Annotated in this window: 8 protein-coding genes; all 8 read right to left on the minus strand. The window is 41.0% G+C overall.

All coding sequences use genetic code 11. The features are described 5' to 3' along the window. Nucleotides 1–44: 44 nt before the first annotated feature. The 8 genes from JMF94_RS14635 to JMF94_RS14670 all read right to left on the minus strand — a co-directional run bounded on the left by JMF94_RS14635 (nucleotide 45) and on the right by JMF94_RS14670 (nucleotide 12,076). On the minus strand, nucleotides 45–1,046 hold the full coding sequence (locus tag JMF94_RS14635; RefSeq protein WP_240826012.1) for a class II aldolase/adducin family protein: 1,002 nt from the start codon (nucleotides 1,044–1,046) through the stop codon (nucleotides 45–47). A 21-nt stretch (nucleotides 1,047–1,067) separates the two neighbouring features. After that, nucleotides 1,068–2,918, minus strand: coding sequence for a hypothetical protein (locus JMF94_RS14640; protein WP_240826013.1), 1,851 nt, complete (start codon nucleotides 2,916–2,918; stop codon nucleotides 1,068–1,070). Nucleotides 2,919–2,956: 38 nt separating this feature from the next. Continuing rightward, nucleotides 2,957–4,627 (minus strand): hypothetical protein, encoded by a 1,671-nt coding sequence (locus tag JMF94_RS14645; RefSeq protein WP_240826015.1) that lies wholly within the window; start codon nucleotides 4,625–4,627, stop codon nucleotides 2,957–2,959. A 1-nt stretch (nucleotide 4,628) separates the two neighbouring features. Beyond that, nucleotides 4,629–6,296, minus strand: coding sequence for a hypothetical protein (locus JMF94_RS14650; protein WP_240826017.1), 1,668 nt, complete (start codon nucleotides 6,294–6,296; stop codon nucleotides 4,629–4,631). Between the two features lie 211 nt (nucleotides 6,297–6,507). Continuing rightward, nucleotides 6,508–7,524: a GDP-mannose 4,6-dehydratase gene (locus JMF94_RS14655; RefSeq protein WP_240826018.1), complete on the minus strand. Its 1,017-nt coding sequence runs from the start codon at nucleotides 7,522–7,524 to the stop codon at nucleotides 6,508–6,510. Further along, the gene (locus JMF94_RS14660; RefSeq protein WP_240826019.1) at nucleotides 7,517–8,374 is read right to left on the minus strand and encodes an NAD(P)-dependent oxidoreductase; all 858 of its coding nucleotides are present in this window, start codon (nucleotides 8,372–8,374) and stop codon (nucleotides 7,517–7,519) included. The genes JMF94_RS14655 and JMF94_RS14660 overlap by 8 nt, the downstream gene beginning before the upstream one ends. A 179-nt stretch (nucleotides 8,375–8,553) precedes the next feature. Next, nucleotides 8,554–9,630, minus strand: coding sequence for a hypothetical protein (locus JMF94_RS14665; RefSeq protein ID WP_240826020.1), 1,077 nt, complete (start codon nucleotides 9,628–9,630; stop codon nucleotides 8,554–8,556). Further along, entirely contained in the window at nucleotides 9,623–12,076 is a 2,454-nt protein-coding gene (locus JMF94_RS14670; RefSeq protein ID WP_240826021.1) for a glycosyltransferase, read from the minus strand. The genes JMF94_RS14665 and JMF94_RS14670 overlap by 8 nt, the downstream gene beginning before the upstream one ends. Between the last annotated feature and the right edge of the window lie 118 nt (nucleotides 12,077–12,194).

Consider the following 12,194-nt stretch of genomic DNA (forward strand, 5'->3'; position numbering starts at 1 on the left):
GTCACCCTAAGTAATGACTTGCGAATTAGAAAAATATTTTTTTATTAAGCCCTAATCTTTTTTCTGTAAGCTTCGGCTTCCCATCGCGTCAAGTCACAAATAATACTTGCTGGCAATACCTGCAATGGCTCAAAAGAAGTTCGCAAACGCTGTCCCACCCGCCCCAGTACATCAAGCATGGCCAGTTCACCATCACCGCTTTGCGGTGCTGCGAGCACCCCCTGAGATGGAAAAATCATCCATTGAGGCCTAAAACCGTTATCCTGCTCAAATCGTTCAACAGCTGCAGACAAGGGCGCACCTTCCGCCGCAACTGGAATTATTGGTCCAAGGAATACCACATGGTCCGGATACAAGGGAGCCTGCCGTACAAGTTTCAATGTTTCCTGATCCATCGCCACGGTCTGTATAAACACGCTCTGGGGAATATCCCAACCCAGATCGTTTAGAGACACGAGTTCAGTTCCAGCTGGCATTGCAGGTCTCATCGGCAAGGCAAGAGACTGTCGAACAGCTCCTAGTGTTTGTTTGACTTCTTCTAACGTGTCGCCACACACAATCAAACCATGATTCATGAGAACAAAGACATTGACTGATTGGTGGGCAATAGCGTCCTCTACAGCAAGGGCAAGAGGCAAACCAGGACGTACCGGTGGAATGATCGCATGTTGGAATGTAGCAAGGATGCTTTCAAATATTTGCTTCGCATCACAGTGAGCACTAAGAGCGAGACACTCCACACAGTGCACATGCGCCACAAAAGTGTGTGGCAGCAATGCATGCATGGCCGTTTCAATCGATGGGCGAAGCCCGAAAGCATCAGCAAGATCACTGTAATTTTCATTTCGCAGGCTATGCCGATGTAAAATTTCTTTACGGGATACTGTGACAAAGGTGTTTTTTCTGGCAGCATCTTTTAACCACAAGCCTGATGCTTTAATGTGCAGATCATCACCGTTCTTGATTGAAATATTTCCGCCAGCGCCTTGAATCATATCTGAATCAGCGCCCAAAGTTGAACAAAAATCAATGAACTCAGGATTCACAGTGCCCTCTAAAGAAAGAAGTTAGAACCAATACCCAATCATACAAGCACGAAAGTCCGCCCGAGAAGTATTACCTTCAGGAGCGATAAGACGGAAAGCAACAATCTCCTTGGATGGGACAACACGGTTAAAAACAAATAGATAAAAACTTCTTGTACCGGGGTTAACCAGTCTGGCAGTAGTGTATACGTCCCCTTGCAGAATTGTAAGGATGGTTTCTTTCGACAAAAAAATTTGATCAGATTTATTGGGGAATAGCAATAAATACTTAATTTTCCGGTCCGACTGAACATCTGGAAATTTAAAATCACATCTTTCGGGGGCAAAAGAACCCACATCAACAATGTGTGGAGTCAAAATACCGCTAAACCAATTGCACCGCGGTGAAAAGAACATTCCTTGCATTCGGGCGTTATATTTCCCAGGTTCAGGTTTTGTGATCCCAACTTCACCTGAGGGCAACCATTCCGGCATAATTTGCGGAATCGGGATCAAAGGATCAGGTTCTTTCAACAGCCCCCTAGCTTCAGGCCATGTCAAGGAGTATACGTGGTAAGCCCCCTGCCCCATCGGTAAGACCATTATCAATGATGCCAAGGTCAGAATAATAAGTATGACACCAGACAAGCAAACAGATTTGGTACAAAATCGTCGTTCAACAAAAAAAATAGTTTGCAATGTAGAAAAAATAATAAAAGGGAAAAGATGTCGATGATCCCATGGCCTATTGAAAAAAGCATCGGTAAAACTACACCTGAAAAGCCACTCAGACTGCAAAATTCCATACACTGACAATCCGCAGCACCCTATAAGGGTAATAAATAACAAGGCCAGAATCCCTTGCCCATGGCGAAAGCAAAATCGAAGATTTACAAAAAAAATTCCAACAATACAAACGCCCAAAACTCCATATAGGAAGAAGCCAATACGGGGACTGAGCGCCATATTAAGAGGCATGGCTAGCCCATATCCACAAAAAAGAATAAACCTGACAGTCAAGGTCGATGCTTGCTGCCACACATTCCCTTGCCGGGCAAGTTCAGACAACCCTGAAGCACCTAGCTCTGGATAAAAGGTTATAATAAAAAACAGCTGACACGCATAAAGCGCAATCAAAACTAAACAAGCTATGTTCTTATACCAGTCGATTAATCCTGTCTTTAATGCCTTTTGAAATTGTAGCACACCTATAAGTAAAAGAATTGGACCAAAGAAGAAAAAAACTGGTTTTGACCACACGGCAACAGGCGCAGACATTAGAATAAATATAAACTCTTTTTTACCAAGCATAAATTCGCTCGATAATACAATTAAATAATAGCATAATAAAAAAACAACATAGTAACTACAATTATACGAAGCATAAAAGTCATGCTCTGGAAAGAAAAAAAGTAATAAACACAGCAGAAACCGCGTTGTCACAGAAGGGATTAGGTAAAAAAAACGATTTGAAAGAAAAACCAATAAGACCAGAGCTGAAAGAAAAAAACTAAGATACTTAAGAGCAAGGGGGTAAACAGCAACTAAACCTAAAGTACGCAAGGAAAGAAACGCAGCTAATTTGGGTAAAAAATTTATATACCCGGCGTCTGGAAAAAATAAAAAAGCTCCGAAAGAAAGATGATATGCATTTAAGTAAATTGAAGTCTCTTCCCACAAAGCCGTCATCAATTCATTTTCTGTAAAGAACGAAAGCTTTACCCAAGCTAATAACATCGCGCCCAAAAAGTATGCTACAAAACGACTCCACAGTGGCATACTATGAAGTATGGACCCCACCATATCTTTGGGCGGGAGTACGTTCTTACAACAACGTGCTGATACGCATAGCTCATAATGAGAAGAAGGTGGCGAATCGTTGAACAATACCATCAAGGCTCCTCACAGATAAATATCCAGAGTGATAGTGATCACCTCAATCCCACAAGAAGTCCACTTAAGGATCGTCCAGCAATAGTTCTCCCAGCACCAGCAATATGAATTCCCAGGATTTTATCCGAGGGCACGAATTCTGGGAACTTAAAAAGGTATTGACTGTTAACACCAGGGTTAACCAAGATTGCCGTATAATCAACTCCATCTAAACTCAACTTCAGCACAACATTGGGCCCCAAATAAAACATATCTGTACCCTGCGCCTGAGTAAGTAAGATATACATGATCTTTTTGTTCGACGGCAACATGGAAAAATTTAAGCATCCGCCAGAATCCACGGTAATACTCTCTTCATCAGAAAAGAAATCAAGATCACGTACGTAACAAAAAAAGCCCTGTTTCTTCCCAAACCCGTAAGCGTTTGGTATGAAAGGGAACTGATCAAACATCAAACTAGAGCATTGCGACCACCGAAAGCTGGCTTGGAAACCAGCATTCCAAGAATTCCAGACAGGAACACATAAAGAAAGAGCACAAAGCATATACAAGCAGCCCAGAAGGATTTTACACCTCCGAACAGCAGTTGGCTGTAAAGCAATTACAACGCTGACTGTACTTAGCAATGAAATAGGTAAAACCATTCTCTGCCCCCAAGGGGCATCATATACATTCTGTGTAAAAAAACGATCATATAAAAAATCAACTGTAATCATACCATAAAATCCAATTCCAACACACCCAATTAACAACAAAATAATTGTAAGAATTTTATATCGGCGTTTTATTATGCACAAAAAAACATTATAAATAATACATAAAGCCACAAACAATCCAGTAGTAAAGCAAATATTTTTTGCAGCTTGCGGTGTTACAATATGTGCTAATGGGCAAATAAATGAGTATCCTAAGATTTCAGCCACCTTAACCCCATAAAATTCCAAGAGTTGAGGCAGGCCAGATGCAAAGTCAACTACTTTTGCGAAGCGATCTAGGTTTTCGTGATGCGCTATCATAAAAAACAGTTGGAAGACATAAAGCAAAAAAATAAAAAAAAGAATGTAGATCCGCGCATAAGATCTTTTTTTGTATTTAACACATTGCGTAAATTCACGAAACATTAAATATACAAAAGCAATACTAAATAAAAAATATGAGGGTTTACCAAGGATCGCAAAAGGAATTATCAAAAGAATGCAAACAGAATTGATCCAATCTATTTCAGTATGCTCCATTAATACTATAAGAATGTACATTAAAGGAAAAACAGTATAATAACTTTGATTAAACGACACAGAAAGATCATACACTGGCAACAGATAAAGATAAGAACATAAAGCAAGTCGAAGATAAAAACTGGGAATAATAATTTTAAAGCGGTCATGCAAAAAAAACACACAACAGAAGGCAGCAATTGTCCAGTTTAACAGTGTATTAAACAATGGAAATGCGTCAATAGCCTTAAAAATTTTTAGGGAAACAAAAGCTGAGAACTTTGACACAAAATTGCAGTAGTTTGTGTCGGGCAACAAAAAAAAATCAAGAAAACTTTTTTCAGCAGCATGTAGATATACCCAGGCTTCTTCCCAGACCACCAGATCTAAGTCCACAGGATTTGCAAGAACATACCTTAACATCACCAGCAAAAAAGCTACGCAAAATGAGCGCTGAAAAAGGCTCCAATTTGTACAGTATAGGCGGTCAGACATATTATAACCCTATAAAATATCCAGAAACAGATCGCCCGGTCAAGGCTAAAGGACGAGTGATGTGAATTTGCTTGAATGCATCTGAGGGCACAAATTCATCGAACTTAAAAAGATATTCTGCATTAAGGCCAGGATTAATAAGCCGAGCCTTGTACTCTACTCCATCAACATTGACAATCAATGCATCGGAAGATGTCAGCGAAAAAGCATTAGAATCTGGAATTTGTTTTAACATAACATAGAGAATCTTTTTTTCCGGTAGAGCATCCAGTACTGCCAGCGAATTATTTCCAACACTTTTGAAAGCCACGTCCTTAGAAACGAACTGTAACCCTCTCATATAATAAAATTCAATGCCATATGCATGTGGGATGAAGGGATAGCGTTCTTCCAGCAATGGACGAGTTTGCTTCCATGTAAAACTAGGCATGTACCCAGTACTCCAACAACTCCAAGATGAAATTCCGTAACTCAATGCACACAACAACCACAACACAGCAATAATAATTTTTTCACTGCACTCATGCAATCTTTGCACACTAAAAATACATGAAAAAAGTGCAAGGAGTATGACGGGAAAAATTATGCGCTGGCTCCACTGAAATGCAAAAATATCTTGAACAAAAAAACGTTCATAAAGGAAGTTAACTGAAATTGCTCCATACAAAGTAATTAAACAAGAAGTAATAAGTAGCATGAGTACTGTCAGAAGAACCCATAGCCTATTTTTAATCAGAATAATGCAATTCAAAACTATTGTTCCAGCAACGATCAGCCCAGCAAAAAAGCAGCTCATATTCGCAATATTTCGCGGAAGGACATGCGCTAGCGGGCAGATCAATCCATATCCCAAAAAAATAACAACTTTCCCCGCTAAAAAAAACAATAAGCCAATTATATTACTCTTATCAAAATGATGTGCGAACTCCCTCATATAAGAAGAATGATTTGTTGTGAACCATACCTGGAAGACATACAAAGCAAGAATATACGTTAAAATCCAGAGATGTACCTTTAACGGGCGGTGGCAGCAGACGCACCGATATAAATGCAGGAAAAAAAGTCCCAAGAAAGCAAAGCCAAAAACAAAAAAAACAGGCTTGCTAAACACTGCGAACGGTGCACTCAGACAGATAAAAACAATCTCACCGGAAGTCAGCCTTCTTATATCTGACAGCACAAGAAGATAAAAAAGAAGCACAAATACAAGATAATACCCCTGGCTAAAAACCATATAAAAATCTAGCACAGGCAGAAGATAAACATAAAAACATAGAGCAAGGCGTATTTTCCATGATCGTATGAGGATTTCAAATTGTTTTGTTAAAAAAAGAGAACTGCATAACGCAGCAAAAAACCAATTCAAAATATTTTGTACTTGGGCATAATTGTCAAAAGCCTTTAAAACTTTTAAAGTCAAGACAGCACAAAATTTATTTATAAGATTGATGTAGTTGCTATCTGGCATCATAAAAAATTCAACACAGCTTTTTTCTGCCGCATGCAAATATATTGACACTTCTTCATTGCGTAAGACAGAAATATCAACAAGATTGACAATAAAAAAACGTAGCAATGTCAACATCACACTTAAAGCAATGAGTAAAAATGCTGAATTATATCGATTTTTTTTAAAATATTGATTAAATATTTGCATTATATCACTCACTTTACATAACAAATGTGCATTACTTCAATATCATTACTCAAGCTTGAAAAAAATAACCACTCCAAGCTATCTACTCGAATGCTAGAAAGCGGAGAGCAGATGATGCTCTGCGAGATTAAATCCAGCCCCACGAGATGCAACAGACATTCTTAAGCCCAGAAAATCTGTTCAAAAAAGACCTGGGCGCAATATATTGCGCCCAGGTCCAAACCTACCTGACAAGAGTTGCCCCTAAGACACGTGTCCGTTCACGCCAATAGTCAAGCAAATCCATCATGGTTTTTTCAAAAGGTATTTCTGGCTTCCAACCGGTATGATTAGTAAACTTTGATGTATCTGGAACCTGAAGATCGGCATCAATTGGGCGTAAGCGGTCACTATCCGTTTCAACTGCAATATCTTTTACAGTCGAAAAGTTCAGAAGAGTTTGCAACATATCCTTTACAGAACATACATGCGTACCACCAATATTGTAGTAAGCGCCACAAATTGGCTTTACTGTTACTAGCATATAGTAGGCGCGAACCGCATCCCTAACGTCAGCCCAAGTCCGCAGGGAATTCAGGTTACCAGTTTTGACTACTGGAGGAATCAAACCAGCCTCAATGAGGGCAATCTGCTTGGCAAATGTAGATTCAGCAAAAACGTCCCCCCGACGGGGGCCAGTATGCGTGAACATGCGGGTGGTCATAACCGTCATGCCATACGCTTCTGCGTAATAACGACCAACTAGATCTGTCCCAACCTTGGATATGGCGTAGGGGGAAGCCGGATGAAAAGTGCATTCTTCATTGATCGGCAACTTTTCTTTGGGAACTCGACCAAACACTTCTGAAGAGGCACACACGTGTATAATCGGAGAACAATCAGGAGTATGCCGAATCGCCTCCAAAAGGCTTGTTGTACCCAAAATATTAGTATGCAGAGTTTCAAGCGGAGCGTCAAAGCTAGTGCGAGGGAAACTTTGCGCAGCCAGATGAAAGACATAATCTGGTTGGGCATCAGCAATGGCTTTCTGTAGCGACATGGGATCATTTAAGTCACCGTAAAGCAAAAAAACCCTATCTTTGCGGTTAACCCGGCCCAAGTGCTCATGAATGTTGTCGAGAGGACTGCGCCATCTCAAAAGGCCAAAAACATCCCAGTCTGTATGTTCAATAATAAAATCAAGAAGGTGAGATCCCACCATCCCGGTTATCCCTGTAATGAACGCACGCTTTCTAGCCATGCAAAACTCCTTTGTACTTTCCGTAGCCCTCATCCAGTGAAACTGGAGAACGCCGCAATATTGAGGTCAAAAGTGATACATCAAGCGCAATTTTTCGTGGTCTTGATGAAAAAAAATTTTCGGGTGCAGCCACTTCTCTGTACTGTAATGAGGCATCAACAGCACGGACATATGCTGCGGCCATTTGCCCACGCGAAATACATTCTGCACCACCGACATTGACGGCTTTAGGTAAAACATCACCACAAAGTGCCATCTCGGTCAAAGAGCATACAGTGGCTACGACATCATCAATCCATACCATATTGCGCTCGTATCCTTCGAAAACTTCTGCAGTTTTCCCACCGCTTGCGCAATCGGAGAAATAACGGGTCACACCGTCACAAAGAGAGGTCACATAAGACAGCCGCAAAGCACAAAAACCAGATGCAGAAGAAAATTTTTTTTCAATAGCTGCTTTCATTTTACCATATTCTTCTGTTGCCAGTAGCTGCGAATTCTCGGTTAAAGTGCAGTGCTGCTCGCCATATACAGTATCTGACGAAAAAAAAATGACGGATGTTTTTTTTTCTAAAGCTTTTTCAATCAGGCGGCCTGTATTTTCAACATTCACCAGCCATGCACCACCAGGATCTTGCCGACATTGATCGGGCTTTGACCAAGCCGCTGGAAAAATAAAAACATCACCAGGTCGAAACCAATTCCCGTCGGTGTCCAACAGATTTTGCAAATCGCAAATCAGATCCCCCCCAGCTGGGCTGCCTGAAATTCTCTTGGCACCAAGACCTGAAAGAACAGGCCACAATGCTTGACCGATCCCTCCCCCCATCCCGTTAACATATATCGCCATAGTTCTGTCCAAGAGTAAATTGCTCAGGATATTTTCCCAAAGCTGCCGTTAAAAATTTGAGTCATCAGGTTCAATTTCTTCAGGCTCACAACATCCCGTGATAGATATTGACAAACAAATTCACAAGGCATCATTTGGGATAAACTCAGCCATCAATCGCACCAACAATTGTTATCGGGCTATTTTTTTTTGAGCGCCCGCCATGCAGCAGTAAGCAATTTCCCAACAAAAGGAATTTGCTTGATATAATTTTTAAGCGTTTGAATACTACCAGTGGACTTATTGGTATCGGCATCACAGCTTACTTCAGTTTCATGCTGCTGATCGATAAGTTCAAATGGCGGGAATCCCATTTTTTTGCATAGGTAGTCAGAAGTATGCTTGAAATCCCAGTGTGTAGCCGAGCATTGCAACTGATTCAACAAGCTATAGGATCGTTCAAATTCACCTTTTTGATAAAGAAAAAAAGCGCGCGTTGTTTCAAGATGATTGCGTTGTTGATTATTAAAATATGAATAATATTTTTTAATATAACTCTCAAGTTGATCTACTGAGTATTCATTGTATACATCTATGCCAAGAATATCATCTGGAATTGCCTTTTTTAAAATAAAAGAAATGGTACTATACCATGTTGAACCAATAGGTTCAAAATACTCCGAAAGATACCCCATGGTGGTATGAATGTAAGGATGCCAAGCATGGACATAGTCTTGTTGGATCACGATCGATTTGCCTGGTATAAGGCGAGAAAAAAGCTTTTGCATGACAAAATTAATGTTCTGCAGCTTACAGACATCAAGAAACATTATTTCTATCTTCTCTGGATACGGCTTCTCACAAATATCTCCAGGAAAAAACTGGATTCGTTCTTTGCAAGGCATTGAGTCAAGATTTTTTTGAATTATGTCTACAAAGGAATCACCCTTATGGCGCGTTTCTCCAAAAGAATTTTGAATAAATTGTGTTACATAGTCTTCATCTGCGATACCTAGTTCATATGCGTGTATAATTGGAGACACTGATGGCAAGGTTGCACGTGCAGCTAGCCCCCGCGCAAAGCTTTCTGTACACCCGCCAAGACAAATACCAGCATCAAAAATTGCTCCTTCCCCGCTATAATATTCCTTCGCAAGCAAATACAGTAGCATCTGCTCTTGTGGGGTGAGCATGGTTGGAGTTGCGACAACTGCTTTTTCATTTGAATTTGCCCGATTGACGATATCAAGCGCACTAGTCAAGTTTTGTTTAAACATGCTCCGCCTCCTTATTGTTCCAAAATCCAGCTTCACACAAAACCTGCCTAAATTGTTCTGTGCCTGCTTTCTCACTAAAATGCTTCTTTACAAGATTAAGCCCAGCCTGAGAGAGTTTATTCCAAAGAGCCTCATCAGAATACAGCTGCAATACTGCCTCGGCAAAAGCTTCAGGGGCGTCCGCCACTAGAGCCTCCACTCCATTTTGGATAGCCATACCCTCAACAGCAATTGATGTGCAAACATTTGGGATGCCGGCCCCCATCGTTGTGCCGATCTTTCCCTTAATGCCAGCGCCATAACGCAAAGGAGCCACTGCAAGACGAACAGAGCTCAACAATGGATCAAGGTCTTCAACAAACCCCTCGATAATTATTCCGTCCCTTCCGTCTAATTCTTGAATTTCGGGCGGGGCATAATTACCAACTACATGAAAAACCATTTGCGGTGCGCTTTTTCTGATCAAAGGCCAAACTTTTTTAGCAAACCAAAGAACAGCATCAATATTGGGACGATGGCCAAATACACCTATAAAAATAAGACCATCTCTACTTTCAAAAGGCTGAGGCCTATCTACGCACTTGGAGTAAAGACATGTGAAGGTAGAAACCGACGTTGAATTACCAAGTTCTTTCTGAATAAACTCTTTTTCCTTATCGCTGATAACAACAAGATGATCAACTTTTCGGATCAAGCTTAACTCATTTTTCTTTGTTTCAGCGGCACTTTTCATCATTTTTGCATTTTTGGTCAATTCGGCTTCACGCTGTTCTCGCACAAAACATATATCTGCAGCATGAAAAATTACCTTCGCCTTAGGGGACACAGACCTGATTATTGGAACAAGATCACTTGCAAGACCTAATGGTTGCAAATAAAATTTGGAGAAGCGGTGCCCAAATTTACGCACATAATCGGCACTACTGCCGTGTTGTTCAGGTGCATAATCTAAAATGACGCCCAAACGCCGCAGGTCAGTAGCATAACGCTCTGGCCAGGGTGCTCCCCAAGGCAAAAAAGTCACGGTATAACCAAATGAAACAAGATCTTTCAGCAGATGAAAAGTAGTCAGATCCGCTGCAATCATGTCATGATGCGGTACTCTTGTATCAGTCACAAGAATTGCCCGTGGAGAAATTGGAATAACTCCCAAACAATCTTTGGCAAAAACAAAAATTTTCGACATGCCAAATTTTCTAATATCACGGAATAACGCCCGGAGTGAACGCGCGTTACGCCGCAAATAAACAGCTAGAAGAAAAGGCTTTTCTGTTAACACCTTGACAAAGAAATTCTGCTTTAACAACCACTGATAGCTATCCTCTGGACAAGCCCAAACAGCACCTAAAAATGACTTTCCACAGGCCTTCAGCCGACTACGCAAGAACCCCTTTGAAAACAAACCTTTTAGTTGCACTATAAAGGCTAGCGGGAAAAGCATAAGCAAACAAGCAATCTTTACAAGTTTCGACATAGGCTGAACATCTTGTGATGACAAGGCAACAGCTCGATTTCCGCGTGGATCAGTACGTGTAAGATGTGCCTTGCGCAACCCACACGGTAACGCAGAATATTCATGCAAACCAGCATCAAGAATCTGTCTGGCGTAGTCATCAACAAGTAATGACAACTCACCTATTTTATCTGCATGATACCTGTCCAAGTTTTTTGAAAACAACGGCTCTGGCTCAAGAGCAGGACAACTGAAATGCAGGAATCGTAACGGGACGTCTGCCGCAAACCACTGCGTCCCACGGCGGGTAACAGGACGTTGGTCAATGTTCCAATATGCGACATTGTACCCGCTATGTCGCAAGATTTTATAGTTATCAGCAAAACATGGAAGCAAATCCATCCACTTCTGGTCACCAAACAATCCCGCAGTGAAATCTTCATAGCAAAAATGAACCAACCAATGTGCCCACCAATCTAGTATTGCGCGACTAGAAGCTGTGTTGGCAAAAAAAGCGAACCCCATATTATAAACGCCGCACTTGAGCATCGTCAGGTCAGACGTTCGTCCATGGGGACTTGGCGTGTTCAAATGTGGAGTGAGGACAACCTCCGCACCAGCATCTACTATTTTTTCAAGCTCATCCATCGGCGAAACGACATAAATGTCGCTGTCCATATAAATAACACCATCAACGTTGCCATTGGTACGTCGAAAAATTTCTTTGATGGCAAACGGCTTTAAGGCTACACACATTTCAGTATTAGTATAGCGCTCCAGCATATTATCAAATTCAGCAATACCTAAATCTTTCGCCGGAATTACCTCAACTCCACTCCCACAAAAGCAATCGCCTTCAAGAATATCCAGCAAAATCACAAAGAGTGGCATGCTAGGATACTGTTTCTTTATGGAGGCAAGCAAAACGCGGGCAAAAGGAATGTATGAGCGAGTTACAACTGTCACAGCAGAAATTTTCTTAGTAAAAGCCATTCTGCACTGTCCTTATTTCAATTTTAGCGAAACAGACTCAACTATATAAAACTTTATTCCACTCTATATTATAGCTAACTAACATCACCTGATGTTGCTCCCCCCATCAAATATTTTG

It is taken from the genome of Desulfovibrio sp. UIB00 (assembly GCF_022508225.1).
Lineage (GTDB): Bacteria > Desulfobacterota > Desulfovibrionia > Desulfovibrionales > Desulfovibrionaceae > Desulfovibrio.

Bases quoted from the DNA above. Each gene is read 5' to 3' on its own strand.
- JMF94_RS14640 (WP_240826013.1), bottom strand. From the start codon at position 2,918: ATGGTATTGTTCAACGATTCGCCACCTTCTTCTCATTATGAGCTATGC.
- JMF94_RS14645 (WP_240826015.1), bottom strand. From the start codon at position 4,627: ATGTCTGACCGCCTATACTGTACAAATTGGAGCCTTTTTCAGCGCTCA.
- JMF94_RS14655 (WP_240826018.1), bottom strand. From the start codon at position 7,524: ATGGCTAGAAAGCGTGCGTTCATTACAGGGATAACCGGGATGGTGGGA.
- JMF94_RS14660 (WP_240826019.1), bottom strand. From the start codon at position 8,374: ATGGCGATATATGTTAACGGGATGGGGGGAGGGATCGGTCAAGCATTG.
- JMF94_RS14665 (WP_240826020.1), bottom strand. From the start codon at position 9,630: ATGTTTAAACAAAACTTGACTAGTGCGCTTGATATCGTCAATCGGGCA.
- JMF94_RS14670 (WP_240826021.1), bottom strand. From the start codon at position 12,076: ATGGCTTTTACTAAGAAAATTTCTGCTGTGACAGTTGTAACTCGCTCA.